The sequence below is a fragment of the Mycolicibacterium confluentis genome, from assembly GCF_010729895.1.
Classification (GTDB): Bacteria; Actinomycetota; Actinomycetes; order Mycobacteriales; family Mycobacteriaceae; genus Mycobacterium; species Mycobacterium confluentis.
On record NZ_AP022612.1, the window covers coordinates 3,427,973 to 3,453,066 of the forward strand.

Below are 25,094 nucleotides of genomic sequence, written 5' to 3' on the forward strand. Positions count from 1 at the left end.
ACCGTCGTGTTGCCGGCGGCTTCGTCGGCCTGGGAGGAGCTGGCGCGGGCCGCCACGTCTTCGACGCGATCACCCCCGCCCCGGTGGCAGCGAACGCCATTCGTTCACCCTCAACTGCTGCGCGGCGCGTCCACATCATCCGTTCGCACCCTCGCCCTCACCTTCCTTGACGCCGCCCCAGAAGTCGTCGGCATCGGCGAGTCGAGTGGCCCGCGGCTTGCCCCGCCACTCCCGCACGGACCGGGTCAGTCCGCGGTGGGTGGCCAGCACACTCGTCGGCGAAGCGGTGAAGTTGGACGTGTTTCCCTTGGCCATGCCAAGTTCCGCACCGGTTTCGTAACTGTCCTGGTTGGCGCCCGCGAACACGAAGGTCCAACCCGCCTTCCGCAGCCCTTCTATACGTTGGAAGATCGCCGTGGTGCTCCAGTGCTGGCTGGCATTCTCCAAACCGTCGGTCATGATGACGACCAACTGGTCTGCCGCTTCGCCGCCCGATCGCTCCAGGTGAGCCTCGGCGCGGTCCAGCATCACCGCGATCGCGTCGTACAAAGGCGTCATCCCGCGTGGTGCGAACCGTCCGGCGATCGACCGGACCCGGTCCAGCGGTTCGGCGTCGATCAGCACGTCGTGGACATCCTCACCGTCGAACTGAACCAGGGTCATGGTGGCCACCCCCTGCTCCTCGCGCTGTTCCGCGACGAACTCGTCGAAACCCTGCACCACGTATTCGGCGATCGACCCCATCGATCCGGACCGGTCGAGCAAGTACCAGATATCAGCGCGGGAGGTCTCAGCGGCGGACTGCTGCGCGAGCAGGGCCTCCAACTTCGCGATCCGCGCATGCAATCCGTTGACGTCGGTGTTGCTCTCATTCGCCATGGTGCCCCCGTTCCGGCCGTCCCCAGCCTGGTAATTGTCGGACTGACCATAACAGATATTTGTCGATCTGACCATTACCGGTTAGGCTGCCCAGCATGAGCGGGTCTGGAGGCAGTGTCCCCAAGGGGTACGACAGCTCCGCCTACCCCTCTTTCGCTGTGACGGTCGACATCGTGATCTTGACGATGTGGGAAGGCCGCCTCCATGTGCTCCTGGTGCGGCGTGGTCGCGACCCCTACGCGGGAACATGGGCATTGCCCGGCGGATTCAAACGGCCCGACGAGACCCTCGACGACGCGGCGCGGCGGGAACTGCGCGAAGAGACCGGGGTGATCGCGCCCAAACACCTGGCGCAGTTCGGCGCCTATGGCGACCCCGGGCGCGACCCGCGCACCAACGTCGTCACCGTTGCCTACCTCGCCGTAATGCCGGACCCCGGAGGCCTGCGGGCCGGCACCGATGCCGCCGCTGTCCGGTTATGGCCGGTCGCCGACGCGGTGGAGAATCTCCCGCTGGCATTCGACCACCACCGCATCCTCTCCGACGCCATAGACCGGGCGGCTGAACAACTCGAACAGACCGACCTGGCAACGGCATTCGTCGGCGAGACCTTTGCGCTGTCGGAACTGCAGAGCGTGTACGAAGAGTTGTGGCAGGCCGAGATCGATCCGGCCAACTTCCGTCGCAGCCTGACCACGCTGACACCGACGACCGCGTCGCCGGACAGCTACGTCACGCCGACCGGCAAACGAGCCAAGGCCAGCCCCCGCGGCGGCCGGCCACCGGAGTTGTTCCGCGCCGGTGGTGCGTGGTCGACCCAACCACCGGTGCGGCGCCCGCGCAGGCCCAAGGAGCGCCCGGACGAGGCCTGATCAGCTTCCAGCGCCAGGCGCTCGTGTCCCACGAGACACGAAAAAACCCGCCCCGGCCGAAGCCGGAACGGGTTTTCCCTTGTGGAGCTAAGGGGATTCGAACCCCTGACCCCCACACTGCCAGTGTGGTGCGCTACCAACTGCGCCATAGCCCCTCAAGTGGTGCGTGTAGAAGTTACACCACATACGCACCAAGCCTCAAAACGGCTGGTCACGGCACCTCTCCACCGGCCTCCGGGCCGATCGAACGGGCCGGAGTGTGCCCCGCGGGCGGTTCCCGATGGGTCTCCGGGGCGAAGATCCAGCCCAGCGCGGCCAGCAGCAGGATCAGCCCGCTGATGACAAAGGCCCAGGAGAACGACAGGTACTGGGCGATCAGCCCGACCAACAGCGATCCACCGATCGATCCGACGTCGGCCATCATCTGGAACGTCGCCACCGCGGTCCCACCGCGCGCCTTGTTGCCCACCACGTCGGCGACCGCGGCCTGCTGCGGCGAGATGAAGATCCCGGTCGCCGCGCCCGCCACATAACCGGCCACCAGAAACACCGTCAGCGAGTCGCTGAAGCCCACCAAACCGGTCGACACGGCCGCCAGCACCAGACCGAAGATCACCAGCCTGCGCCGGCCGAACCGATCGGACATATACCCGCTGGGAACCACCACCGAGATGTTGCCCACCGCGAAGGCGGTCAGCGCCATCCCGGCCGCGCCCGGGCTGCGACCCAGCACCTCCACCACGAACAGCGGCACCAGCGCGATCCGCAGCCCGAACGACGCCCAGCCGGTCGCGAAGTTCGACAACAGCGCCGCCTTGTACGCCCCGTGCCGGAACACCGTCGCGAACGGCACCGGCGGCTCGGTGGACTCGTCCGGGGCGGCCAGATGGGAATGCCGCAGGCTGACGAACACCACCAACGCGGCGACCACCAACGCGGCGCCGTAGATCAGGAACGGCGCCGACAGGCCGAAGCCGGCGGTCAGGGCGCCCAGGATCGGCCCGCCCACCGAGCCGATCATGAAGCCCGAGGAGAACAACCCGGCCACGCGGCCCCGCGCGTCGGCCGGCGAGATCCGGATCATCAGGCCCAGCGAGGACACCGTGAACATGGCCGACCCGACGCCGCCCAGCGAGCGGAACAACAGCAGCTGCCAATAACTTTCGGCCAGCGCGCAGGCCGCCGTCGAGACTGCGACGATCAGCAGGCCGGAGATGTAGACCCGCCGCTCCCCCAGCCGCTGCACCAGGAATCCGGCCGGCGGCGCCCCGACCAGTCGCATGACGGCGAAGGCGGTGATGACGAACGTCGCCGCAGCGATGCTGACGCCGAAGTGGCGGGCGTATTGCGGCAACACCGGAGCGACCACCCCGTAGCCCAGCGCGACCACCACGTTTGCTGCGACCAGTACCCAGACCTCGCGCGGCAGCTTCCGCTTGGCGGGCTTCTTACAGTCGTCCTCCGTACAAGAGCTCACCCGATGACTGTATTGACCACGTCCTTGGCGGCCTCCTGCACCTCCGCCAGATGCTCGGGCCCCAGGAAGGACTCCGCGTAGATCTTGTAGACGTCCTCGGTGCCCGAGGGCCGCGCGGCAAACCAGGCGTTCTCGGTGGTCACCTTCAAGCCCCCGAGGCCCGCACCGTTGCCGGGTGCCGTCGTCAGCTTGGCGGTGATCGCCTCGCCGGCCAGTTCGGTGGCCCTGACCTGTTCCGCGGACAGCTTCGACAGCCGGGCCTTCTGCTCCCGGTCGGCCGGGGCGTCGATGCGCGCATAGGTCGGCGCGCCGTACTTGGCGGCCAGTTCGGCATACCGCTGCGACGGCGTCTGTCCGGTCACCGCCAGGATCTCCGAGGCCAGCAGTGCCAGGATGATGCCGTCCTTGTCGGTGGTCCACACCGTGCCGTCCTTGCGCAGGAACGACGCGCCCGCGGACTCCTCGCCACCGAATCCGATTGTCCCGCCGATCAGCCCGTCCACGAACCACTTGAACCCGACGGGGACCTCGACGAGCTTGCGCCCGATCCCGGCCACCACGCGGTCGATGATCGAACTGCTGACCGCGGTCTTGCCGACGGCCACGGTGTCGGGCCAGTCGGGACGGTGCGTGTAGAGGTAGTCGATGGCCACCGCGAGGTAGTGGTTGGGGTTCATCAGACCCCCGTCGGGGGTGACGATGCCGTGCCGGTCGGAGTCGGCGTCGTTGCCGGTGGCGATCTGGTAGGCAGCGCCACCTCCGTCGATCTTGCTGATCAGCGACGCCATGGCATTGGGTGAACTGCAGTCCATCCGGATCTTGCCGTCGGTGTCCAGCGTCATGAACCGCCATGTCGCGTCCACCAGCGGATTGACCACCGTGAGGTCGATGCCGTGACGTTCGGCGATCGCCCCCCAGTAGTCCACACTGGCGCCGCCCAGCGGGTCGGCGCCGATGCGCACGCCTTCGGCACGGATCGCGTGCAGATCGACGACGTTGGGCAGGTCGGCCACATAGGCGTCCATGTAGTCGTGACGCTGCGCGGTCTGCAGCGCGCGCACCAGCGGGATACGTTTGACGTCTTTGCGACCATCGCGCAGGATCTCGTTGGCGCGCTTGGCAATTGCGGCTGTCGCATCGGTGTCGGCCGGGCCGCCGTTGGGCGGGTTGTACTTGAAGCCGCCGTCACGGGGCGGGTTGTGTGACGGGGTGACCACGATGCCGTCGGCCAAGTCGGCGTCGCGGCCGGAGTTGAAGGTCAGGATCGCGTGGCTGATCGCGGGTGTGGGTGTGTAGCGGTCGGCCGAATCGATCACCGCGACAACGTCGTTGGCGGCCAGCACCTCCAGTGCCGACGTCCACGCCGGCTCCGACAGGCCGTGTGTGTCACGCCCGATGAACAACGGTCCGGTGGTGCCCTGGGCGGCACGGTATTCCACGATCGCCTGCGTGGTGGCCAGGATGTGCGCCTCGTTGAACGCGCCGTCCAGGCTGGACCCGCGGTGCCCGGACGTCCCGAACACCACCTGCTGGGCGATGTCCTCGGGATCGGGTTGCACGCTGTAGTACGCGGTGACCAGGTGCGGCAGGTCGATCAGGTCTTCGGGTTCTGCCGGTTGCCCGGCACGCGGATTGGCGGCCATGGGCCAATTCTGCCCACGTTCTGCCGTCCGTGCGCGCATGACGACGTCCGCCGTCATACTTTGCCTCGTGTTCGGTCACGACAACCGCGAACTTGCCGCGGTCTTCATCGGCGGGGCGTTGGGCACATTGGCACGCGCCGGACTGGCGAACCTGACCGCACCCGATCCCGCGCACTGGCCGTGGCCGACGTTCGTCGTCAACATCATCGGGGCATTCCTGCTCGGCTACTTCAGCACCCGACTGCTCGAGCGACTGCCGCTGTCGAGTTACCGTCGACCGCTCCTGGGCACGGGCCTGTGCGGCGGCCTGACGACGTTCTCGACCATGCAGGTGGAGACCCTGCACATGCTGGCACACCAGCACTACGGCTTGGCCGCGGGTTACGTCGCCGCGAGCCTGGTCCTGGGCCTGCTGGCCATCCACGTCGCCACCGGCCTGGTGCGCAGGTCTCGGGTGCGCGCGTGACGACGGCGCTGGTGTGGCTCGGGGTGGCGGCGATAGGTGGTCTGGGTTCGGTGGCGCGCTTCGTCGTCGACCGCGCGGTCGCGCGGCGCATGGCCGCGGCGTTCCCGTACGGCACGCTGACCGTCAACCTGACGGGCGCGGTGCTGCTGGGGTTCGTCGCCGGCCTGACCCTGAGCCACCACGCGGCCCTGCTCGCCGGAACGGCCTTCGTCGGCGCCTACACGACGTTCTCCACCTGGATGTATGAGACCCACCGACTGGCCGAGGAGCGGCAGTACCGGCCGGCGATCGCGAACATCGTGGTCAGCGTGGTGCTCGGAGTCGCGGCCGCCTGGCTGGGACAGTCGATTGCGAGATGGTGGTGAGTGCGTTGAACGAAACCGCCAAGCTCGGCGTGTACTGCGCCGAACGGGAGCGCAGCGACGCGGGGTTCCTGGCCGATGTGCTGCTGGACCGGTTCGCCGAACGCCGGGTCGCCGACAGCATCATGCTGCGCGGAGTGGCCAGTTTCGGGCTGCACAACATCGCGCGCACCGACGAGTCACTGACCCTGTCGGAGGACCTGCCGGTGCTGATCAGCGCCGTCGACGACGCGACGGTCATCGACGCGCTGGTCGCCCAGATCGCCCCGCTGTCCGGGCGCGCTCTGGTGACCGTCGAGCGCGCCGTGGCCACCGGGCAGGCGCTGCCGAGCGGGCCGGTGAAACTGAATCTGTATCTGCGGCGCCAGCAGCGGGTGGGCCGCACGCCGGCCTACCAGGTGGCGTGCGCGGTGTTGCACCGGCTCGGATTCGTCAGCGCCACCGCGTTTCTCGGTGTCGACGGCACCTCGGCGGGACAGCGCCGTCGGGCCCGGTTCTTCAGCCGCAACGCCGAGGTCCCGATGGTGGTGACGGCCGTCGGCACCCCGGCCCAGGTCGCGCTGGCCACCGCGGAACTGGCCGACGTCCTCGGCGGGGCGCTGCAGACCACCCAACCGATCCAGGTGTGCAAACGCGACGGACGGGTGTTGAGTGCACCGGCCGGCACCGGCGCCTTCCAGCAGATGACGGTGTTGTCGGCGGAGGACAACCACGACGACGGGGCGCCCATTCATCGCCTTCTCGTCCGCTCTCTGCGCGAGGGGCAACACGTCTCCGGCGCGACGGTCCTGCGCGGCCTGTGGGGGTTCCAGAACGGTCAGCCACCCCGCGGCGACACGATGGCGCGACTGTCGCGGCGCGTGCCGGTCGCGACGGTGGTGATCGACACTCCCGCGCGGGTGGCGCGCGCGTTTGAGATTGCGGACACACTCACCGCCGAGCACGGGCTGATCATCTGCGAAGATGTCGAGGTCCACGCCTCCTGACCGGGGGTAAGCCTAGCCTTGGCTAACCCCGCGGTGTAGCGTCGCACGCCATGGAAACGTCTCACCCGGAAGCCGTCACCGCCGCTCTCGAGGAGATCCTGCGCGACGATCTCAACGTCGATATGAGCCGCGTCTCACGGGATTCACGCCTGGTCGACGACGTCGGAATGGATTCGGTGGCGTTCGCCGTCGGCATGGTCGCCATCGAGGACAAGCTCGGGGTGGCGCTGTCCGAAGAGGACCTGCTCAGCTGCGACACGGTCGGAGACCTTGAGGCCGCCATCCTGGCCAAGGTCCCCGCCGAGAAGTGAGCGTCCTCGCGTCGGCGCTGACGCAGTCGATGACGCAGTCCTCGCACAGCCTGGTGGTGCTGGATCGGGACAGCGGCGAGTGGATTCCTCGTCCGTGGCAGGAGGTGCACGCCCGCGCCGAGAACGTCGCCGAGCGCGTCGCCGACGGCCCCCTCGGCGACATCGGTCTGGTGGGCGAAGTCTCGGTCGAGTTCGTCGCCGCCATCCAGGGCGCCTGGCTGGCTGGTCGCGCGGTGTCGATCCTGCCGTCCCCGATCCGCGGCGCCGACCCCGCCCAGTGGGCGACGTCCACTCTGACCCGGTTCACCGACATCGGTGTCGGGACGGTGCTGTCCACCGGCGAGACCCTCGGCCTGCTGCGCGACGCCGGTTCCCCACTGCGCCTTCTCGACCTCCCCGACGTCGCGCACCAGCAGCGGTCCACGACGTTTCACGCGGTGCCCAACGACACGGGCTGTGCGGTGCTGCAGGGCACCGCCGGTTCCACCGGCACACCCCGCACGGCGATGCTGTCCCCGCACGCCGTGCTCAACAACGTCGGCGGCCTGCTCACGCACACCGGCGTGGACCCGGGTGTCGACGTCGGTCTGACGTGGCTGCCGGTGTACCACGACATGGGCCTGACATTCCTGCTCAGCGGGGCGCTCGCCGGCGCCGACATGTGGCTGGCGCCCACCTCCGCGTTCTCGGCGTCGCCGTTCCGATGGCTCACCTGGTTGTCGCAGAGTCGCGCATCCCTGACTGCCGCACCGAATTTCGCCTATAACGTGATCGGCAAGTACGCCCGTCGCGTGCCGGAGGTCGATCTGTCGGCACTGCGTTTCGCCATCAACGGTGGCGAACCGATCGACTGTGACGGCTTTGCGCAGTTCCTCTCGGAGTTGAGCCGGTTCGGACTCGATCCGGGCGCCGCCGCACCCTCGTATGGGCTGGCCGAGGCCACCTGTGCCGTCACCGCGCCGACACCGGGCACCGGCCTGCACCACGACGAGCTGCTGGACCCGGCAACGGAATCCGTGCGCCGGCACGCCATCCTCGGTGAGCCGATCCCCGGTATGGAACTGCGCATCTCCCCCTCCGAACAGCACTCGGCGGATGCCGGGCGTGACGTCGGCGAGGTCGAGATCCGCGGCACCTCGATGATGTCGGGATACCTCGGCGGTGAAAGCCTGGCCCCCGGCGAGTGGTTCCGCACCGGTGACATCGGCTACCTGACCGACGGCGGTCTGGTGGTCTGCGGGCGCGCCAAGGAACTCATCACGGTGGCGGGGCGCAACATCTTCCCCACCGAGGTCGAACGCGTCGCCGCCGGCGTGCGCGGCGTGCGCGAGGGCGCCGTCGTCGCGGTCGGCACCGACGAGGGATCGACGCGTCCGGGCCTGGTGATCGTCGCCGAGTTCCGCGGGCCCGATCAGGACGGCGCCCGTGGCGAACTCATCTCGCGGGTGGCCTCCGAATGTGGTGTCGTGCCAGCAGATGTGGTGTTCCTGGCACCGGGTTCGCTGCCGCGCACCTCGTCGGGCAAGCTGCGCCGACTCGAAGTCAAACGCGACCTGGAAGGGGTTCGGACATGACGGCGACCATCGGGGCCTCGCTCGAGGAGTACCGGGACCTGCTCGCCGAGGTCTTCGACGACCGCGTGACGGCCTGGACCGCAGAGGCCGAGGAGACCGAACGCTTTCCTCGCAAACTGATCGAACACCTGGGCAGCTCAGGGGTTTTCACCGCCAAGTGGGGCGATTCCCAGCACCCCGACGTCGCCAAACTCCTGGAGTTGGCCTACCGGCTGGGGCGTTTGGGTTCGGCCGGCATCGGAGTCGGTGTCAGCCTGCATGACTCGGCGATCGCGATCCTGCGCAGGTTCGGCAAGTCGGATCACCTCAAGGCGATCTGCGAACAGGCCATCCGCGGCGAGTCGGTCCTGTGCATCGGCGCCTCCGAGGAGTCGGGCGGCTCCGACCTGCAGATCTGTGAGACCGAGATCCGTTCGGCGCGAGACGGTTTCGAAGTCCGGGGCGTCAAGAAGTTCGTGTCGCTGTCCCCTATCGCCGACCACATCATGGTGGTGGCCCGCAGCGTCGACCACGACCCGAACAGCCGGCACGGCAGCGTGGCGCTGATCGCGGTGCCGACCGCGCAGACCGAGGTGCAGACGCCCTACCGCAAGGTCGGCGCCGGACCCCTGGACACCGCGGCGGTGCACATCGACACCTGGGTGCCCGCCGACGCCCTGATCGCGCGCGCCGGGACCGGACTGGCCGCCATCTCCTGGGGCCTGGCGCACGAGCGGATGTCGGTCGCCGGGCAGGTCGCCTCGTCGTGCCAGCGGGTGCTGGGCATCACCCATGCCCGCATGGTCAACCGCAGGCAGTTCGGCTCAACGCTTTTCGAGCATCAGGCACTGCGGATGCGAATGGCTGACATGCAGGCCCGCGTTGATCTTCTGCGGCACGGACTCAACGGCGTCGCCGCGGTGAACAAGCTCGATCTGCGCACCGCCGCAGCGTTGAAGGTGACGGCGGCCCGCCTGGGCGAAGAGGTCATCAACGAGTGCATGCACATCTTCGGCGGCGCGGGCTACCTCGTCGACGAGACGCCGCTGGGCCGCTGGTGGCGTGACATGAAGTTGGCGCGCGTGGGCGGCGGCACCGACGAGGTGCTGTGGGAACTGGTGGCCGCGGCGATGAAGCCCGACCATGACGGCTACGCCGAACTCATCGGCGGCGCAGTTCCCGACTGACGCTGACAGGCCGCGGGATTCAGTCCCGCGGCCGGTGCAGTGCGTAGAGCGACATCCTGCGGTTGGCCATGTCGTGCTCGCCGAGGAACTCGCAGCCGGCGTATTCACACAGGCGCCGCGCCGCCGAGTTGCGGTGATCCGGGTCGAACATGATGCGCTGACACTGCGGTTCGAGTTCGAACAGGCTCTTGGCCACGCGAGGCAGCAGCAGCGGACCGAAGCCCCGGTTGACGATCCGCAGGTCGGCGATGGCTGCGTGCAGACCCAGGTCGTACGGATCGGCGTCATACCGCGGCGCGATCGAATCCTTGGCGGCACGGTAGACCTCGACGTAGGCCAGCGGCTCACCCTTGAAGCTGCCGATCAGAGGGCGCGAGTACTGTCCCGCGAGTTGCGCGCTCAGGTAGGCACGCCAGCGCTCCTCGGGCCACGGGTACTCCCACGCCTCGACCAGGTGTGGTCGGTTCATCCACTCGGAGATCAGCGCGGCGTCTGCATCTGCGTCCACCACCCGGATCGCGTACGGGTCAGCGAGGACCGGCGTCGGGGGTGGCGGAACCGCGCGCACCTCGTCGGAGATGTCCGTGAGTTCGCGGGGCAGAACGGGCAGCGCGGCAGACGAAACGGAATCGGTCATCGTGACCGCTGAGCCTACCCGAGGGGTGAGGCTAGGGTTACCTTACCCTCGGCGTCAGTGTGCTTCGCGACTGTCGGCCAGAACCGTCAGCAGCACCGCGGAATCCTCAAGCGCCTCAAGCGAGTGCCGGCTGCGCGGGATCACCGCGAAATCACCCGTCGCCAACTCGACGGCGTCCTCGCCAGCGGCCAGGCGCACCTTTCCCGCCAGCACCTGCAGCGTGGCCTCACCGGGGCTGTCGTGCTCGGCCAGGGCCTGGCCCCCGGCCAGGGCGATCACGGTCTCCCGCAGGAAGTGGTCGTGGCCGCCGCGCACCGTCTGGGCCGAGCGTCCGGCTTTGGCCGTGCGGGCCGCCGCGAGCTGCTCCTCGACAACCTTGGTCAACGAAATCGATTCCACAACCGCACCTCTTTCAGCTCATCCGCCCAGCAGCAGGATGCCGGCGGTCACCAGGGCCACGACCTTCACAATCTCAAGCGCGACATAAGCGTAGTGAACCCGCGACCTGGACTCGCCAACGGCTGGGGATCCGGCGAGAACGCTATCGGATCTGCGGGTCAGCGCCGGGCGAACCGCACCCAACTGGACGACCAGGGCGGCGACGGCCAGCACCAGCGCCACCATGGCCGCCGTCGACGGACGATGCAGCGCGGCACCCACCAGGACCGCCGCGGCGAGCACCACCTCGCAGGCGTTGAGCGCGCGGAACACCACACGGCCGATGCCCAGGCCGATCTGCAACGTCACGCCCGGGGCGCGGAACTTCAGCGGTGCCTCAACGAAGGAGATCGCCAACACCATGCCCAACCAGATGAAAACTGCTGCCACAGCGATTGATTCGCCCATCATCTGCCCTCCAACAGACGAGTCAACACGATCAGATGGCTCAGATTGAGGTCTTTGGTCGCCGTCACGAGAGTTAAAGGTCCCTCGTTGGCGAGGCGACGCAGTTCGGCCAATGCATCAGCCTCGGGCCCGTCGGCCAGTTCCGCGAGATAGCGCTTTTCGAACTCGTCGAACTTCGCCGGGTCGTGTCCATACCAGTGCCGCAGTTCGGTCGAGGGCGCGACGTCCTTGAGCCAGCGCCCCACTCGAGGATCGGTCTTGGCGATGCCGCGGGGCCACAGCCGATCAACCAGGACCCGCCTGCCCTCGTCGGGCTCCACGGCGTCGTACACGCGCCTGATCTCCATCAGGTCAGTGCAGCACCCACATCCACTGCCGAGCAAGGTCACCGACCCAGGCCTCCGCCTCGAGCGGATCGGCTGGCGGGCTCCCCACCAGCACCAATTCGTCGACCCCGATGTCGGCGAGCCTGCCCACGTCATTCGGCGAGGGGTGCCGCAGCGACACCGACAGCCGCAGGTCACCGGCGTCTCGGTGGGCCTCACGACACAGTCCCCGCAGCAGCGACACCCGCTCGGCGACCTCCTCGAGGTCGGCAAGGCTGTAGCCGTACCAGCCGTCACCCCATTCCACGACCCGGCGCAGGGCGGCGTCGCTGTTGCCGCCGAGCACCACCGGGACCCGTCCGCGGCGCGGTTTGGGGTTGACCCGGATGCCGTCGAAGTTCACGAACTCGCCGTGAAACGACGCCGGTTCGTCTCGCCACAGGGTGCGCATCGCCGCGACATATTCCTGGGTCCGCTGCGCCCGCCCCTCGAACGGCACGCCGAGCGCGTCGAACTCGTCGCGGGACCATCCGATTCCCACCCCGAGCGTGAAGCGGCCCCCACACAGCCGGTCCAGCGACGCGGCCTGCTTGGCCACGATGACCGGGTTGTGCTCGGCGAGCAGAAGCACTCCGGTCGCCAGTTCGATGCGGGTGGTGGCGGCCGCGGCGAAGCTCAGCGCGATGAGGGGGTCCAGCCAGTCCGCGGTCGGCGGCACCGCCATCTGGCCGTCCTGGGAGTAGGGATAGCGCGAGGCGGACTCGTCGACCATGGCGACGTGCTCACCGGCCCACAGCGTGGAGAAGCCGGCCCGTTCGGCGGCCCCGGCCACGGCATCGATCACGGTGCGCTCGGCACCCGAGTCGATGCCAAGCGCATGCAGTCCTATCTCCACCCGGCGATCATGGCAGGCAAGATCATGGGAATGAGCCTCGATCCGGTTGCGGTACTGCAACGGTGGGAGCAGTCCGGCGCGCATTGGCGGGTGCTGCACCGCGGCGCCGGATCGGTGACCGTCGCTCTGGTCACGTGCGACGGCGGCGAAGAGGTGGATCGCCTCACGTCCGGGGACGCCGCGCTGCTGGAGTTCCTGCGCGAACGCGACTCTGACCTCGACTGATACCGGTCTGAGACGTTTAATCGCTGGCCCTTGTCGGACCTGACGGTAAGATGGACGAGTCCCGCCGAAAGTCGGCGGGATATGTGCGAGGGGCTGAACGGTTTCGACTTCGCGCATCGAATCAAGGGAAGCGTGCCGGTGCAGGCAAGAGACCACCGTAAGCGTCGTTGCAACCAATTAAGCGCCGATACCAATCAGCGCGACTACGCCCTCGCTGCCTAAGCGATAGCTAGTCCGTCAGCCCGGGAGCGCCCTCGACCCGGATCCTGGCGTCATCAAGAGGGACAAACCCATACGTCCGGTCGCGGGATGTACGGGGACACCAAACAGCGACTGGGATCGTCATCCTGACTTGTTCGCGTGATCAGGAGATCCGAGTAGAGACATAGCGGACTGCGCACGGAGAAGCCTCGAGGGAATGCCGTAGGACCCGGGTTCGATTCCCGGCAGCTCCACCGAGAAAGGCCCTGGTCAGAGCAAGTTTTCTGACCGGGGCCTTTTTCTACGTCCACACCGCGGTCCACATTTCATAGAGTTCGGCGTTTTGGCATCCATTCGCCCACGCGCCCGCAAGCGAGGAAACCTCGACGTCGTTCGACGACGCCGGGCAGGCCGTCGAGTTCACGCTAATGGTCGACCAGCTCGGCGCCGCCAAGGCTCTAGAGGTGATCGAATCGACCGACGCGGCCGGTGCGCGCTAGGCGTATCGACGCCGCGCGACCTCTCGGTCCAAAGGTGACACGCTCGGAATGGAACGGCCCGCAGTCCGGTTTCTGAGGTGATGGGTACCGGCTTTTTGGCATCGAGGAACGTGGTTTTGGTTCACGGCGCTTTTGTGGACGGGTCGACGTGGCGTGCGGTTTACGACCTGCTTACGCGGGACGGTTATCACGTTGCCGTAGTGCAGAACCCGAACTTGTCGCTGCAGGGCGACGTCGCCGCGACGAGGCTGGTCATCGACGCGCAGGACGGGCCGGTCGTGTTGGTGGGGCACTCTCACGGCGGGGCGGTCATCACCGAGGCGGGCACGCACCCCAAGGTCGTCGCCCTTGTGTACGTCGCCGCCTTTGCGCCGGATACCGGCGAGTCGGTGACGACACTCTACGGCGACCCGAACGCTGCCGAGTCGCCGCTCGTGTCGGCGCCCGGTGGGTTCTTGTTTCAGGACCGGGACGGGTTCCACAGTTCGTTCGGTGCTGACCTGCCCGCTGCAGACGCCGCGTTTCTGGCCGACGCGCAGGTGCCGTTCGCCGCGAAGGCTATGGGGGACCCGGTCACCGAGCCCGCATGGCGCACCAAGCCCAGCTGGTACCTGGTCGCAACCGAGGACCGCATGATTCCGGCGTCAGCTCAGCGCGCGATGGCGAAGCGCGCCGGTGCGACAACGGTCGAGGTGGCTGCTGGCCACGCCGTGTACATGTCACGTTCGGCTGAAACGGCAGCCCTCATTCGACAGGTAGCGTGCGAGGTGTGTAGCTAATCAGCGTGTCGGCCTCGGTGGAGAAGCCGATGGACGGGCCAGGTACTCCGCGACCGGGATCGGCGCAGTCTCCGAGTAGCCAAGGGGCAGCAGAACATCGCCGGCGGTGGTGACGTAGTAGACCTGCCACCGGTGATACCCGCGAAAAGCCGCCGGATCGGAGTCCATCACCGCGGCATAGTCGTTGACCGCCCGGACATATCTGTCGGAGTTGTTGTAGCGGAACAAGGCGTTGTCGCGATCGGCCGTAAAACCCTGCGCGGCAAGGAATCGGGCCGCCGCCATGATGGCATCGCGCGGGGCGTGAATGTCACCGCCCGCACCGTATTCGGCCCACGTGGTGGGCATGAACTGCATCGGCCCCTGAGCACCGGCGGTGCTCGTGCCCTCGATGCGGCCGAAACCGGTCTCGATGAAATTGATCGCCGCGAGGTGGGCCCAGGGCACTCCGGTGGCCGCTTCCGCCTCGCGGTAGTGCGCCAGCAGTTCATCGGCCGGCGCCGGTGTGACGATCCGCCACGCCGGCACCGTGTCGCGGATGCCGGAACTCTGCCCCAACGCGGCGAGGTTGCGGCGCGCGTCGATGTTGCGGTCATAGCACTCCAAGAGCCCCGGCGGCATCCGAGTCCGCACAATCGACTCCCGGTCGAGATCGCGTCCGAGCATGCGATAGGCCGCCTGCTGCCGCTGCGCGGCCGCGGCCCGGGCGGCCTCCGACGACGACGGGTCACGCAGCGTGCGGTCGTCGTCGACGAGGTCATCGGCGATCTGCACGGGGTCCTCCGCCAGTTCCCCGCGCGGGACCTCCGGCGTCGACGACGGGGCGGCCGCCTCGGTCTTCGAAGAGGTCGCGGAAGTGGTGGGTGACGGGGCCGCTGGATCCTCCGCGCTCGAACACCCGCCGAGTGCCAGCAGAACAGCGACGAGAAGCGCCGAGCGCGTCCCGCAGCAAGACGCTGTGGTCATGGTTCGCACACCCTCGACTATGGCAGCATCGATCAGATGACCGTTGTCATCGCCCTGCGCTGTGCGGATGGTCTGGTCATGGGCTCGGATTCACAGATCACCGACCCCGGCCGCGGACTGACCTACCCCGACCAGAAGCTGCACGCGTTGGGTAAGCGTGCGGCGTGGGGTGGCAGCGGCTCCCGCGCGGTGCTTCATGACCTCGAGCAGATCTTCGGGTCCGAGCCCGAATCCATCCTCGAATCCGACGACATCGGCCGCGCCCTGCAGGCGCGCGCCGTACCCGTGCTCAAACATCACTACGAGAACTTCATCGAGAACGTCCCAGCGCAGAAGTCCAGCGGCGCCACTCCGGCGACGTATCTGCTGGCGGCCGGCTACACCGGAGGCCAGCCCTTCATCGCGGACATCGACCCGCACGGACTGATCGGCCGTCACGAGGACACCGGATTCCAGGCAATCGGCAGCGGCGCACCGATGGCGCAGCAGGCCTACACGCTGATGGAGAACTTCACGATGTCCGACCGCGGAGTCGACTACGGCCTGCTGGGCGTGCTGCGGGTGCTCGACGCGCTGGCCGTCTCGTCGCCGAGCGTGGGTGGCCCGATGGACCTGTGCAGGATCACTTCCGAGGAGGCGCACCACCTCGATCCCGACGAGGTCGCCGAGGTCCGCGAACAGGTGAGCCGATGGAAGGACCGCGAGCGGGAAACGCTCGACAACCTCTTCGGCTAGTTGATCGGCGACGCGGACCCTGAACAACAACCGAGCCCGAACAACATCACCGTTGGTGACAGTCGCGGTGGATCCCAGACGAAGTCGTCGATCAGGTTCGCCGCGTCGCAGACAAGCACGTCCTCAAGCCAGGAGACCAGAAGGTCCTGCGGCCTATTTCGCAAACGGGGCGGTCATGCCGGCGAGAGTTCCAACCGGCTCCACATCGGGATTCTCTTCTGTCCTCATCTCGCGGATGAACTTCTCGACGCTCTTCTGCCGATCCGCGTGTGAGTCGAGCTCCCGGGACGGACCCAGCGGATGCTGTAGTGCGTACCAGAAGCCGCCGAGGCGAGTGGTCATGATTGTCCTATCTTTTTTGGGGGCAGCTGAGCGGCAACATGATTGGTCAGCAGCTGCAGCCGGTGGGGTCTACCTGTTCCTGGGCATGGCAGGCGGCGCCTGCCTGCCTGTCGGCGCACTTCGATCCGCACCATTGCCTGAGGGGTTCGGACGGCCTGTGGAGTTCGGACGCGATGTGTCATCACGATGCGTGTCCGGGTCGATCTTGTCGGCACGGTCGAATTCCTCGTTCACCTCGTCACGCGCGGAAGCCGCCTCTGTGCGCCGCACCTGCGCCTGGTGTTGTAAACCCGTCGCATGCGCTGCGTTGGCGTCGGCTTCGGCTTGAGCGGCGCGGGCTTTGGCCGCGGTCTCCTCGGCGAGCGCCTCCTGCTGCCCAACCCGGTGCGACTGCTCGGCGGCGGTGTCACGGATGTCGCCAGCCTCGACACGGTGGGATTCGGCACGTTTGTTACGCGACACCCAGGCGACTGCCACAATCAGCAGAATTGCGATGATCGCGACGATGACGAGCAGGACGATGGTGTTGGTGGTCATGGTGACTCCTCATTGGTTCAGTGTGTGACGAGCGGGCGTGTGGCGGACTCTTGCCTGTGACGGGGCCAACAGCTTCCTTCCCTCGGTGTTTGAGCGATCGCGCTACAGGTTGACGTCGCGCTGACTGGACTCAGTCGGCTGCCGAACGCGAAACCAACGACGGAACAGTCCAGGTCGATTCGAGCCAGCCTGGCCACCTTCGCCGTAGGCAGGATCCAGGCTCTGCTGTTCCAGCAGGGTGGCACGGTCGCGATTGATGAATGCCGTCTCGCGTTGGGATCGAGCGAGCTCACGCCGCGCGTCCTGCCCGCGGGCCGCCGTGCGCCGGGCACCGGCCAACAGCGTGCTCATTCCCAACATGGCCACGGCACCGACCACGATGCCGAACAGAAAGAGCGTGCCCGTCGACCCGGTGACGTGATAGCCGAACACAGCGAAATTGTCGGTCAACGGGTGCGCAGGACCGGCGTTGCTCAGCACTCCCAAGACTCCGACGATCACCGCGACGAGCAGAACTGCCAATCCGATGATGACGATCATGGCGACGCCTCGTATTCCCTGCTAGATACCTCAGTCAACGCCGAAGCGCAGCCCTTGTCAACACCGTTGACACACAACGTGGGACTACAGTGTGGGCGGAGTGTCATATAAGGAGGCATTGATGACGCAGCAACCGACTGGTGGCCCCTCTGACGGCGAGTCATCGGAGGCTCTCGACCGCAAGAACGGTCAGATCACCCGGTCCCTCATACTGCGATCAGCACTGGAGATCATCGACCGTGACGGCGTCGACGCACTGTCGATGCGCCGACTCAGCGACGCCGTGAACCGCGACACGACAGTGCTTTACCGTCACCTACCAAACAAAGCCGCCGTCCTCGACGGGGTGGCCGAGATCGTCTTGAGTCAGCTTGCGGTGGACACCGCCGACCGAGACTGGTCGGGCCAGTTGCGCGCCGTCGCACATCGATTCCGCGCGTTGGCCCTCGACCACCCCAAGGTGGTGCCGCTGCTGGTCACCCGGCCTCTGGCCACCCCACTTGGGCAACGGCCACCGGGCACTCTGCGGCCCCTTGAGAACATCCTCGCCCTGCTGACCTCCAACGGGTTCGCCAGCAAAGACGCCCTCCGCGTCTACCGGGTGCTTTTCGCCTATCTGCACGGCCACATCCTGACCGAACTCCAGGAGGTCATCGAGAGACCCGAAGAGACCGATCATGTCCTCCAGCTCGGGCTCCATCGGCTGCCGATCACGGAGTTCCCCCACATACGTTCGGTGGCACCTGCGTTGGCCACCTACGACGGAGCCGCCGAACTCGACCGTGGCCTCGACCTTCTTCTCACTGGTCTCACCGCCACCCTCACCTATGCCGACGGAACCTCCTGCACCACCACAGCCGCGCTCCACGACCGCTCCTGCGAATCCCCCGAACTGCTGCGCCCCCGCTGACCGCGCCCCTGGATTGACAGCGCCGGTCCAGGCCCCGCCAGAGAGGCGGACAGTGATTCCACAGATCAAGCGGGCCATGCGGATGGCCTTCGTCCGATGCCGCGCTGGCGGACCCGCCCGCGCATCAACCTGCGCGGCAGGCGCCGTGGCCGCAGGCAGGCTCGCCGCGCAGGGCGCGTCGGTCATCCTGGTGGCACGCCGAGTCCGGGTTGGTGGCGGTGCGGGCCAGGCCGTCACCCACCTAATCCTGGACCGCCTTGGCGATCGCGACGAACCGGGTCAATGCCGCACCGTCTGCGGCTGCGCCCCTGGCCAATTCGCGCGTCGCCTCATGGACCACACGCACGATCACCCATGCCCGGGCACGGTCCTCATCGAAACCCGCGGCGTCGGCCAGCGCCCAGAACCGCGCCCGAACACCGTCGCGGATATGACCCGCAAGATCGTCCCAGCGGTGCCAGAGCATCGGCGCGATCTCGGCGTGCGGATCGCCGTTGAGGGGCCGAGGCGAGATGCTCAGCCACGGTTGGCGATCGGAGGCCAACACCGTGCCGTAATGCAGATAGCCATGCAGCACCCGCTCGGAATCGACGCGCTCCCCAGCCAATTCGCGTCCCAGTGCGCTCGCCTGCTCGACAAGGCGGCGCGGGATCGGCGCGCTGCGAGGCAGTGCCCCGAAGTCGCGCACCCAGTCCTGGACCTGGGACCCCAGTGGGCTCAGCTGCGGCATGGCCGGTACGTGCAGGCGTCGGTACAGATCGGCGATCACACCGCAGGCCTCGACGTCGGGCACCGCCGCAAGGCTGCGCGCCTGCAGGCGTTCGAGCAGCAGCGCGCGCCGACGTGGGTCGGCCCGCAGCAGACGCGCCGCGCCGTCACCAGCCCACCGCCGAAGCACAAGGTGCTCCTGACTGTCCGGCGCATCGGGCCCGCCGACCTTGAGCACGGCCGGCAGGGAAGCCGACGTGCGCACCGGCACCACGAGGGAACGGGAACCGTGGATGGCTGGGCCGTCGGGGCGAAGATCCCACTGCTCCATGAGGCTGTCCACGACAGCGCCGACCACGTCACCCACGTGTTTCACCGTAGGGGCCCGGGGGTACAGGCCAACCACGCTGCGTCAAGATCAGCGCTCCCATGACCTGGAAGGCGACCCCCCCATGATCCCCTTCATCTGCCCCACGTGCGGTCAGTTCGACCTCGAGTCGCCCGCGTGCGCTTCCTGCGCCACTGACGACGGTGGCCGCACATCCGACCTCCGGTAACGGCTGTCAAACACGCTCGTGAACCTTCCGGTTGCAGCCGTTCGCACTCCGTTGGCGCAGACGTGAATGAAATAATGGCCCCATGCCCGACCCGTCATCCGCTCCGGACGCCGAGACCGACGCGTTGGCCCAGGCCGCCGGGGATCTGAGTGTCGGCAGCTTCCGGTTCTGGTTCCTGAGCCAGCGCTGGGAATGGTCCGATCGGGTGGCACGCATGCATGGCTACGAGCCCGGAACCGTGACCCCCACCACCGAACTGCTGCTGTCACACAAGCATCCGGAGGACCGGCAGCACGTTCAGGAGCTTCTCGACAAGGCGCTGCACTCGGGCGGGTCGTTCTCCAGCCGACATAGGTTCATCGACACCGCGGGGCAGGAACACGCCGTCCTCGTGCTCGCCGACCGCATGGTCGACGATCGCGGCGCGGTGGTGGGCACCGAGGGTTACTACGTCGACCTGACCCCGACCGTCGACCAGGCCCGGCGGGACGCACTCGAGACGTTGCCGGGCATGTTCAGGTCCCGCGCGGCTATCGAGCAGGCCAAGGGCATGCTGATGCTGGTCTACCGGATCGGCGCCGACCAGGCCTTCGAACTGCTCCAGTGGCGGTCGCAGCACACCAACACCAAGCTCCGGACGCTCGCGACCCAGGTGGTGGCCGCGGCGAGCGCCGAGGATCTCGGCTCGGACGCACTGCGCCGCCGGTTCGACCACCTGCTGCTCACCGCACACACCCGCACTAACGGGTGACCATTTCGGGTACATACTGATCGCAATGATCGATTTCCAGTGACGGATCGAGGGCGGACAGGTTCACGGCGGTGGGGCAACTGGACATACGGCAGGACGTCCACGACGGGGCGATCGTCGTGTCGGCCGAGGGTGAAGTCGACTCCGGCAACGTGGGTGAACTGGCCGCACATCTCGACGAGGCGCGCGGCGCCGCCGCGACGTCGCAGCGCAGGCTTCTCGTCATCGAGTTGGACCGCGTGAAGTACTTCGGCAGTGCAGGGCTCAGCGCGGTGCTGGACTGCCATGAGCGGGGCGGCGTTGAGGGGGTCACGGTGCGGCTCGCGGCAAGCAACACCGAGGTGCTGCGCCCGATCGAGGTGACCAAGCTCGACGAGGTGCTCCACCTCTACGACACGGTTGCCGCGGCCACCCACGACGACGGCCGAGACTAGATGAGCGCCCGCGATCCCGACCGCTCACCGTCATCGAGGGTGTTCGCCGACGGCGGTGAGGTTGGCCGGGATCTCGGGCAGGTGGACTGGGACGCGACGCCACTGGGGCCACCGCAGCAGTGGCCGCAGAGCCTGCAGGCGGCGGTCGGAATTCTGCTGTCGTCACGGTTCCCGATGTGGATGGCCTGGGGGCCAGATCTGACGTTCTTCTGCAACGACGGCTACCGGCGCGCCACCCTGGGAGAAAAGTACCCGTGGGCGCTGGGCAGGCCCGCGCGGGACGTGTGGGCCGAGATCTGGGATGACATCGGATGGCGGGTGCATCAGGTGCTGGACACCGGTCAGGCGACCTGGGACACCGCGCTGCTGCTGTTGCTGAAACGCTCGGGATACATCGAGGAGACCTACCACACCTTTTCCTACAGTCCGCTGCGCGACGACGACGGCCGGGTCGTCGGAATGCTGTGCGTGGTCAGCGAGGACACCGACCGGGTGATCGGCGAGCGGCGGATGTCGACGCTGCGCGACTTGGGCTCGGACCTGAGTGTCGTCCGCAATGAAGAGGAGATCCTGGCCTTCTCCGACCGCCAGCTGAGCCAGAACCTGCGCGACCTGCCGTTCACGCTGACATATCTCTTCGACGACGACGGCAACGCCCGACTGGCCGGCACCAGCGGCGTCCCCGCGGGCCATGCCGCGGCGCCCGACCGTCTGGAAGCCGGGGACGACACCCTGTGGCCAGTGCGACCGCCGGCGCACGGCGAAACCGTCCTGGTCGACCTCGACGAGCACCGGTTGCCCGACCTGCCGACTGGCGCCTGGCCGGATCCTCCCACGCACGCCCTCGTGGTCCCGCTGCAGCAGCAGGGCGGTTCACCGTCCGGATTCCTGGTGGCCACACTCAACCGCTATCGCCGGCTCGACGACGCCTACCGCGGCTTCGTCGCGCTGGTGGCCTCGCACGTGGCCACCGGTCTCGGCCTCGCGCGCAGCTATCAACTGCAGCAGCGGCGGGCCGAGGAACTGACCGAACTTGACCGGGCCAAGACGACGTTCTTCTCGAACATCAGCCACGAGTTCCGCACCCCCCTGACGCTGATCCTTGACCCCGTCGACGCACTCCGGCAGTCCCCGGACCTCACGCCTGAGGCACGTCAGGAGCTGGACGTCGTGTGGCGCAACGGCTTACGGCTGGCAAAGCTGGTGAACTCGCTGCTCGATTTCTCACGAATCGAGGCCGGCCGGGGCCAGGCCGCCTACCACCCAGTCGACATCGGCACGGTCACCGCCGATTTGGCGAGTGTGTTCCGCTCCGCGGTCGATCGCGCCGGGCTGAGTTTCGAGGTGGACTGCCCGCCGCTGGACATGCCCGTGCACCTCGACCTCGACATGTGGGAGAAGGTGATCTTCAATCTGCTGTCGAACGCACTGAAGTTCACCTGCGAGGGCAGCATCGCCGTCACGGCACGTCGCGACGGGGACGCCGCGGTGATTGAGGTGGCGGACACCGGGATCGGGGTTCCGGAAGCCGAGCAGTCCCGGCTGTTCGAGCGGTTCTATCGGATCGAGAACGTGTACGCGCGCTCCAACGAGGGCAGCGGGATCGGTCTGGCCCTGGTCAAGGAACTCGTCGGCCTGCACGGTGGGACGATCGACGCCGTCAGTGCCGAGAACGAGGGCACGACCTTCACGATCCGTGTGCCGTTCGGCACCGCCCACCTGCCTGCCGCGGCGGTCGCAGCCGGTTCCGCCCCGCGCACCAGCGGCGACGGCGCACAACCGTACATCGAAGAGGTGTTGCGCTGGCTGCCCAGCGGATCCGAACCCGACAACAGCGCCGCCCCCGGAACCGACACCTCCCCGGCGCAGGAGAAAGCGCCGCAGACCCGCATCCTCGTCGCCGACGACAACGCCGACATGCGCGAGTACCTCGCGCGCCTGCTGCGCAGCGACGGCTATCGCGTCGACACCGCGGTCGACGGCCGCGAGGCCTTGGAAGCGGTCCGTGCCGACGTACCCCATCTGCTGATCAGTGACGTGATGATGCCACGCATGGACGGGCTGGCGCTGGTCAGTGCACTGCGGGCGGACCGGCGGACGGCGTTGGTGCCCGTTCTTCTGCTGTCCGCACGGGCCGGCCAGGAGGAATCGATCACCGGCCTCGCGGCCGGAGCCGACGACTACCTGGTTAAACCATTCACCGCGGCCGAACTGCTGGCCAGGGCCCGGGCCATCGTCCACCTGGCCCGCCTGCGCGACCACCAGTCGCGTTGGCGCGCAGCCCTGGTGGACTCCCTGCAGGAGGCGTTCTTCCTCTGCGATGAACACGGGTCGGTGATCGAGATCAACGCTGCGTTCACCGAGATCCTCGGATACGACGCGAGCGGACTGCCCTATGAGCAGCGGCATCCGTGGTGGCCTTCCGAGGGGTCCGACCCCGACGCCAACCGCCAGAGCGAAGAGGCGTTCCGAACCCTCCTGGAACAGCCGCACGGCATCCTCTCCGCGGTCCCCGTCATTCATCGCGACGGGCACCGGATGTGGGTCACCGCAACGTTCAACCACGCCGACGATCCCGACACCGGCAGGCGCGTCACCATCGGAACGCTGCGCGACGTCACGGCCGACCACTACCAGGCCCAGCGCGAGACCGCACTGGCGGCGCTCAGCGAACAACTCGCACAAGCGGAGACGTTGGACGGCGCTGTACTGGCCGTCGCAGAAGGCCTGCAGCGCGTCTACAACTCCGACCGCGTTCTGGCGGTCACATTGCCCGGGAGAGACGACGTGGACGCGGCGCCCTCATTGTTCTCGGTGGGCGATTCCGCCGAATGGGCCGATCTCGCTCAGTCCACGCGTGCGACCCTGACGCGGTTGTCGCACGGGGACCTGCTGGTGGCCGACACCAGTGACGCCGGCACGGCCGGCATCGCACTGCAGCATCCGCGCGGGGTTCTGGTCATCTACGTCGAACTTCGCGAGCGGAGGGCGTTCACCCCCGAAGAGCGCACGCTGCTGACCGTTCTGGCGGGTCGCCTCGGCCAGGGACTGCAGCGGGTTCATCTGCTCGACCAGCAGCGCGAGACCGCACTGGCACTGCAGCACGCGATCCTCGGGCCTGCGGTCTCAAGCGGGTTCGCGGTCCGCTACCAGCCCGCCAGCCGGCCGCTGCAGGTCGGCGGCGACTGGTACGACGTGGTCAACCTCGATGACGGCCGGATCGGACTCGTCGTCGGCGACTGTGTCGGACACGGCTTGTCGGCCGCCACAGTGATGGGCCAACTGCGCAGCGCCTGTCGCGCACTGCTGCTCGAACATCTCAGTCCCGCAGCGGCATTGGCCGGTTTGGACCGGTTCGCGATGCATCTGCCCGGCGCCCGTTGCACCACCGTCTTCTGCGGGGTGCTCGACCCGGAGTCCGGCGAACTGGTCTACTCCTGCGCCGGTCACCCACCGCCGATCCTGGTCCATGCCGACCTGTCCACCGAACTGTTGGAGGACGCCCGCGCGATACCGCTGGGACTGCCCCAACACCGAGCGCGCCCCGAGGCCCGTGTGACCATTCGACCGCGCGCGACTCTGGTTCTCTACACCGATGGCCTGGTGGAACGCCGGCGTGAATCGCTCGACGACGGCATCGCGCGGGCGGTCGATGTGGTGCAGGACAATCGCTCCGTCGTGCTGGACGGGCTGGCCAAGCAGCTGATGGCGAATCTGGCCCCCCACAGTGGTTACCAGGACGACGTCGCGCTGCTGCTGTATCGACAACCGGCCCCCTTGGAGTTGGAATTCGCCTCTGACGCAGCACAACTCGCGGGCGTGCGGACCGCCCTCCGCGGCTGGCTGCAGCGGGCCGGCGTGGGCAGGGACCAGGCTCTCGACGTCCTGATCGCCACCGGCGAGGCCATTGCGAATGCGATCGAGCACGGCCATCGCGACACCCCGGGCACGGTGTGCCTGCGCGCGACCGCCTGGGCTGATCGATTGAAGCTCACAGTGATCGACACCGGGAGGTGGGTGAAACCGCAACCCGCCCCCGCCACCGCCGTCACGTCGTTCCGCGGTCGCGGAATCAGCTTGATGCGCGCGTTGATGCAGGACATCGACATTGAACCGGATCACACCGGCACCACCGTCCATCTGAATGCGAGGATCGCCTGATGGCCACCCCGCTGGACCTGCGCAACCGTCGTCTGCCGGACGGCACTCCAGTCTTGGCGGCCGTGGGCGAATTGGATCTCAGCAACATCGCCGCCTTCTCTGCGGCCGTCACGGAGACGCGCGCGTCGGCCCCGAAGGGGACTCGGGTCACCCTCGACCTCAGCGAGGTCTCCTATCTCGACAGCGGCGCCATCAACGTGCTGTTCGACCACGTCGACGGCGTCGACATCGTGGCGCACCCGGATCTGATGGCCGTGTTGAAGATCAGCGGGCTCAGCGACGTCGGGTCCGTTCGCTCCGCGCCGTGA

The 25,094-nt window shown here is 67.6% G+C and carries 27 protein-coding genes, 1 tRNA gene, 1 other RNA gene and 1 pseudogene; 16 read left to right on the forward strand and 14 right to left on the reverse strand.

Annotation, left to right across the window (positions count from 1 at the left end; genetic code table 11):
- Positions 1-135: 135 nt before the first annotated feature.
- Positions 136-879, reverse strand: coding sequence for a vWA domain-containing protein (locus tag G6N34_RS16060; RefSeq protein ID WP_085148266.1), 744 nt, complete (start codon positions 877-879; stop codon positions 136-138).
- A 95-nt stretch (positions 880-974) separates the two neighbouring features.
- Between G6N34_RS16060 and G6N34_RS16065 the strand changes: the two genes are divergently transcribed.
- The gene (locus tag G6N34_RS16065; protein ID WP_085148269.1) at positions 975-1,751 is read left to right on the forward strand and encodes an NUDIX hydrolase; all 777 of its coding nucleotides are present in this window, start codon (positions 975-977) and stop codon (positions 1,749-1,751) included.
- An 82-nt stretch (positions 1,752-1,833) separates the two neighbouring features.
- Here G6N34_RS16065 and G6N34_RS16070 read toward each other — a convergent pair.
- The 3 genes from G6N34_RS16070 to pgm form a co-directional block, all read right to left on the reverse strand.
- Positions 1,834-1,906: transfer RNA gene (locus tag G6N34_RS16070), tRNA-Ala, on the reverse strand.
- 56 nt (positions 1,907-1,962) lie between these two features.
- Positions 1,963-3,228 (reverse strand): MFS transporter, encoded by a 1,266-nt coding sequence (locus G6N34_RS16075; protein WP_085148272.1) that lies wholly within the window; start codon positions 3,226-3,228, stop codon positions 1,963-1,965.
- Positions 3,225-4,871 carry a phosphoglucomutase (alpha-D-glucose-1,6-bisphosphate-dependent) gene (gene pgm, locus G6N34_RS16080; RefSeq protein WP_085148275.1) on the reverse strand — a complete coding sequence of 549 codons (1,647 nt, stop codon included), beginning with the start codon at positions 4,869-4,871 and terminating at the stop codon, positions 3,225-3,227. The genes G6N34_RS16075 and pgm overlap by 4 nt, the downstream gene beginning before the upstream one ends.
- Positions 4,872-4,908: 37 nt before the next feature.
- Between pgm and crcB (G6N34_RS16085) the strand changes: the two genes are divergently transcribed.
- The 6 genes and pseudogenes from crcB (G6N34_RS16085) to mbtN all read left to right on the forward strand — a co-directional run bounded on the left by crcB (G6N34_RS16085) (position 4,909) and on the right by mbtN (position 9,736).
- Positions 4,909-5,337, forward strand: a complete 429-nt coding sequence (gene crcB / locus G6N34_RS16085; protein ID WP_085148278.1) for a fluoride efflux transporter CrcB — start codon at positions 4,909-4,911, stop codon at positions 5,335-5,337.
- Complete coding sequence (crcB, locus tag G6N34_RS16090) at positions 5,334-5,702, forward strand: fluoride efflux transporter CrcB (protein WP_085148281.1); 369 nt, start codon at positions 5,334-5,336, stop codon at positions 5,700-5,702. The genes crcB (G6N34_RS16085) and crcB (G6N34_RS16090) overlap by 4 nt, the downstream gene beginning before the upstream one ends.
- Positions 5,699-6,685: a DUF190 domain-containing protein gene (locus G6N34_RS16095; RefSeq protein WP_085149941.1), complete on the forward strand. Its 987-nt coding sequence runs from the start codon at positions 5,699-5,701 to the stop codon at positions 6,683-6,685. Before crcB (G6N34_RS16090) ends, G6N34_RS16095 begins: the two co-directional genes overlap by 4 nt.
- A gap of 47 nt (positions 6,686-6,732) precedes the next feature.
- Positions 6,733-6,996, forward strand: a pseudogene (locus tag G6N34_RS16100) (acyl carrier protein); the annotation flags it as partial.
- Entirely contained in the window at positions 6,993-8,570 is a 1,578-nt protein-coding gene (mbtM, locus tag G6N34_RS16105; protein WP_085148284.1) for a long-chain-fatty acid--ACP ligase MbtM, read from the forward strand. The pseudogene G6N34_RS16100 and the gene mbtM, both read left to right, overlap by 4 nt.
- Positions 8,567-9,736, forward strand: a complete 1,170-nt coding sequence (gene mbtN / locus G6N34_RS16110; RefSeq protein WP_085148287.1) for a mycobactin biosynthesis acyl-ACP dehydrogenase MbtN — start codon at positions 8,567-8,569, stop codon at positions 9,734-9,736. Before mbtM ends, mbtN begins: the two co-directional genes overlap by 4 nt.
- A gap of 19 nt (positions 9,737-9,755) precedes the next feature.
- On the opposite strand, the gene G6N34_RS16115 is transcribed toward mbtN, so the two are convergent.
- Genes G6N34_RS16115 through G6N34_RS16135 form a run of 5 tightly spaced genes read right to left on the reverse strand, consistent with a single transcriptional unit; the run spans position 9,756 to position 12,440 of the window.
- On the reverse strand, positions 9,756-10,373 hold the full coding sequence (locus G6N34_RS16115; RefSeq protein ID WP_085148290.1) for a GNAT family N-acetyltransferase: 618 nt from the start codon (positions 10,371-10,373) through the stop codon (positions 9,756-9,758).
- A 54-nt stretch (positions 10,374-10,427) separates the two neighbouring features.
- Entirely contained in the window at positions 10,428-10,772 is a 345-nt protein-coding gene (locus tag G6N34_RS16120; RefSeq protein WP_085148292.1) for a cupin domain-containing protein, read from the reverse strand.
- Positions 10,773-10,790: 18 nt separating this feature from the next.
- On the reverse strand, positions 10,791-11,222 hold the full coding sequence (locus G6N34_RS16125) for a hypothetical protein (protein WP_085148295.1): 432 nt from the start codon (positions 11,220-11,222) through the stop codon (positions 10,791-10,793).
- Positions 11,219-11,566: a DUF488 domain-containing protein gene (locus G6N34_RS16130; RefSeq protein ID WP_085148297.1), complete on the reverse strand. Its 348-nt coding sequence runs from the start codon at positions 11,564-11,566 to the stop codon at positions 11,219-11,221. Before G6N34_RS16130 ends, G6N34_RS16125 begins: the two co-directional genes overlap by 4 nt.
- A 4-nt stretch (positions 11,567-11,570) precedes the next feature.
- A complete protein-coding gene (locus G6N34_RS16135; RefSeq protein WP_085148300.1) occupies positions 11,571-12,440 on the reverse strand; it encodes an LLM class F420-dependent oxidoreductase in 870 nt (289 codons plus the stop codon).
- A 9-nt stretch (positions 12,441-12,449) separates the two neighbouring features.
- On the opposite strand from G6N34_RS16135, the gene G6N34_RS16140 reads away from it, so the two are divergent.
- The 3 genes from G6N34_RS16140 to G6N34_RS16150 all read left to right on the forward strand — a co-directional run bounded on the left by G6N34_RS16140 (position 12,450) and on the right by G6N34_RS16150 (position 14,145).
- Entirely contained in the window at positions 12,450-12,665 is a 216-nt protein-coding gene (locus G6N34_RS16140; protein WP_407663234.1) for a hypothetical protein, read from the forward strand.
- Between the two features lie 89 nt (positions 12,666-12,754).
- Positions 12,755-13,123, forward strand: a transfer-messenger RNA (tmRNA) gene (ssrA, locus tag G6N34_RS16145).
- Positions 13,124-13,446: 323 nt separating this feature from the next.
- On the forward strand, positions 13,447-14,145 hold the full coding sequence (locus G6N34_RS16150; RefSeq protein WP_085148303.1) for an alpha/beta fold hydrolase: 699 nt from the start codon (positions 13,447-13,449) through the stop codon (positions 14,143-14,145).
- On the opposite strand, the gene G6N34_RS16155 is transcribed toward G6N34_RS16150, so the two are convergent.
- Positions 14,146-15,111, reverse strand: coding sequence for a lytic transglycosylase domain-containing protein (locus G6N34_RS16155; RefSeq protein WP_085148305.1), 966 nt, complete (start codon positions 15,109-15,111; stop codon positions 14,146-14,148).
- Between the two features lie 36 nt (positions 15,112-15,147).
- Between G6N34_RS16155 and G6N34_RS16160 the strand changes: the two genes are divergently transcribed.
- Positions 15,148-15,846, forward strand: a complete 699-nt coding sequence (locus G6N34_RS16160) for an Ntn hydrolase family protein (RefSeq protein ID WP_085148308.1) — start codon at positions 15,148-15,150, stop codon at positions 15,844-15,846.
- 153 nt (positions 15,847-15,999) lie between these two features.
- Here G6N34_RS16160 and G6N34_RS16165 read toward each other — a convergent pair whose 3' ends face one another.
- The 3 genes from G6N34_RS16165 to G6N34_RS16175 all read right to left on the reverse strand — a co-directional run bounded on the left by G6N34_RS16165 (position 16,000) and on the right by G6N34_RS16175 (position 17,265).
- The gene (locus G6N34_RS16165; protein WP_085148310.1) at positions 16,000-16,188 is read right to left on the reverse strand and encodes a hypothetical protein; all 189 of its coding nucleotides are present in this window, start codon (positions 16,186-16,188) and stop codon (positions 16,000-16,002) included.
- Between the two features lie 69 nt (positions 16,189-16,257).
- Complete coding sequence (locus G6N34_RS16170; protein WP_234812720.1) at positions 16,258-16,725, reverse strand: hypothetical protein; 468 nt, start codon at positions 16,723-16,725, stop codon at positions 16,258-16,260.
- A 102-nt stretch (positions 16,726-16,827) separates the two neighbouring features.
- Entirely contained in the window at positions 16,828-17,265 is a 438-nt protein-coding gene (locus G6N34_RS16175; RefSeq protein WP_085148312.1) for a hypothetical protein, read from the reverse strand.
- A 121-nt stretch (positions 17,266-17,386) separates the two neighbouring features.
- Between G6N34_RS16175 and G6N34_RS16180 the strand changes: the two genes are divergently transcribed.
- Positions 17,387-18,175 carry a TetR/AcrR family transcriptional regulator gene (locus tag G6N34_RS16180; RefSeq protein ID WP_085148314.1) on the forward strand — a complete coding sequence of 263 codons (789 nt, stop codon included), beginning with the start codon at positions 17,387-17,389 and terminating at the stop codon, positions 18,173-18,175.
- A gap of 241 nt (positions 18,176-18,416) precedes the next feature.
- Here G6N34_RS16180 and G6N34_RS16185 read toward each other — a convergent pair whose 3' ends face one another.
- On the reverse strand, positions 18,417-19,250 hold the full coding sequence (locus G6N34_RS16185) for an aminoglycoside phosphotransferase family protein (RefSeq protein WP_234812721.1): 834 nt from the start codon (positions 19,248-19,250) through the stop codon (positions 18,417-18,419).
- A 272-nt stretch (positions 19,251-19,522) separates the two neighbouring features.
- On the opposite strand from G6N34_RS16185, the gene G6N34_RS16190 reads away from it, so the two are divergent.
- From G6N34_RS16190 to G6N34_RS16205, 4 genes are all read left to right on the forward strand, one after another.
- On the forward strand, positions 19,523-20,191 hold the full coding sequence (locus tag G6N34_RS16190) for a PAS and ANTAR domain-containing protein (RefSeq protein WP_085148316.1): 669 nt from the start codon (positions 19,523-19,525) through the stop codon (positions 20,189-20,191).
- 71 nt (positions 20,192-20,262) lie between these two features.
- Positions 20,263-20,625: an STAS domain-containing protein gene (locus G6N34_RS16195; protein WP_085148319.1), complete on the forward strand. Its 363-nt coding sequence runs from the start codon at positions 20,263-20,265 to the stop codon at positions 20,623-20,625.
- The gene (locus G6N34_RS16200; RefSeq protein ID WP_085148321.1) at positions 20,626-24,786 is read left to right on the forward strand and encodes a SpoIIE family protein phosphatase; all 4,161 of its coding nucleotides are present in this window, start codon (positions 20,626-20,628) and stop codon (positions 24,784-24,786) included.
- On the forward strand, positions 24,786-25,094 hold the full coding sequence (locus G6N34_RS16205) for an STAS domain-containing protein (protein WP_085148324.1): 309 nt from the start codon (positions 24,786-24,788) through the stop codon (positions 25,092-25,094). Before G6N34_RS16200 ends, G6N34_RS16205 begins: the two co-directional genes overlap by 1 nt.

What these genes read in the sequence shown, in the direction of transcription:
- G6N34_RS16175 (WP_085148312.1), bottom strand. Translation starts at nt 17,265, where the DNA reads ATGATCGTCATCATCGGATTGGCAGTTCTGCTCGTCGCGGTGATCGTC.
- G6N34_RS16130 (WP_085148297.1), bottom strand. Translation starts at nt 11,566, where the DNA reads ATGGAGATCAGGCGCGTGTACGACGCCGTGGAGCCCGACGAGGGCAGG.
- crcB (WP_085148278.1), top strand. Translation starts at nt 4,909, where the DNA reads ATGACGACGTCCGCCGTCATACTTTGCCTCGTGTTCGGTCACGACAAC.
- G6N34_RS16180 (WP_085148314.1), top strand. Translation starts at nt 17,387, where the DNA reads ATGACGCAGCAACCGACTGGTGGCCCCTCTGACGGCGAGTCATCGGAG.
- G6N34_RS16150 (WP_085148303.1), top strand. Translation starts at nt 13,447, where the DNA reads ATGGGTACCGGCTTTTTGGCATCGAGGAACGTGGTTTTGGTTCACGGC.
- G6N34_RS16125 (WP_085148295.1), bottom strand. Translation starts at nt 11,222, where the DNA reads ATGATGGGCGAATCAATCGCTGTGGCAGCAGTTTTCATCTGGTTGGGC.
- G6N34_RS16190 (WP_085148316.1), top strand. Translation starts at nt 19,523, where the DNA reads ATGCCCGACCCGTCATCCGCTCCGGACGCCGAGACCGACGCGTTGGCC.
- pgm (WP_085148275.1), bottom strand. Translation starts at nt 4,871, where the DNA reads ATGGCCGCCAATCCGCGTGCCGGGCAACCGGCAGAACCCGAAGACCTG.
- G6N34_RS16205 (WP_085148324.1), top strand. Translation starts at nt 24,786, where the DNA reads ATGGCCACCCCGCTGGACCTGCGCAACCGTCGTCTGCCGGACGGCACT.
- G6N34_RS16060 (WP_085148266.1), bottom strand. Translation starts at nt 879, where the DNA reads ATGGCGAATGAGAGCAACACCGACGTCAACGGATTGCATGCGCGGATC.
- G6N34_RS16170 (WP_234812720.1), bottom strand. Translation starts at nt 16,725, where the DNA reads ATGACCACCAACACCATCGTCCTGCTCGTCATCGTCGCGATCATCGCA.
- G6N34_RS16115 (WP_085148290.1), bottom strand. Translation starts at nt 10,373, where the DNA reads ATGACCGATTCCGTTTCGTCTGCCGCGCTGCCCGTTCTGCCCCGCGAA.
- G6N34_RS16160 (WP_085148308.1), top strand. Translation starts at nt 15,148, where the DNA reads ATGACCGTTGTCATCGCCCTGCGCTGTGCGGATGGTCTGGTCATGGGC.
- G6N34_RS16200 (WP_085148321.1), top strand. Translation starts at nt 20,626, where the DNA reads ATGAGCGCCCGCGATCCCGACCGCTCACCGTCATCGAGGGTGTTCGCC.
- G6N34_RS16065 (WP_085148269.1), top strand. Translation starts at nt 975, where the DNA reads ATGAGCGGGTCTGGAGGCAGTGTCCCCAAGGGGTACGACAGCTCCGCC.
- G6N34_RS16165 (WP_085148310.1), bottom strand. Translation starts at nt 16,188, where the DNA reads ATGACCACTCGCCTCGGCGGCTTCTGGTACGCACTACAGCATCCGCTG.
- G6N34_RS16155 (WP_085148305.1), bottom strand. Translation starts at nt 15,111, where the DNA reads ATGACCACAGCGTCTTGCTGCGGGACGCGCTCGGCGCTTCTCGTCGCT.
- mbtN (WP_085148287.1), top strand. Translation starts at nt 8,567, where the DNA reads ATGACGGCGACCATCGGGGCCTCGCTCGAGGAGTACCGGGACCTGCTC.
- G6N34_RS16140 (WP_407663234.1), top strand. Translation starts at nt 12,450, where the DNA reads ATGGCAGGCAAGATCATGGGAATGAGCCTCGATCCGGTTGCGGTACTG.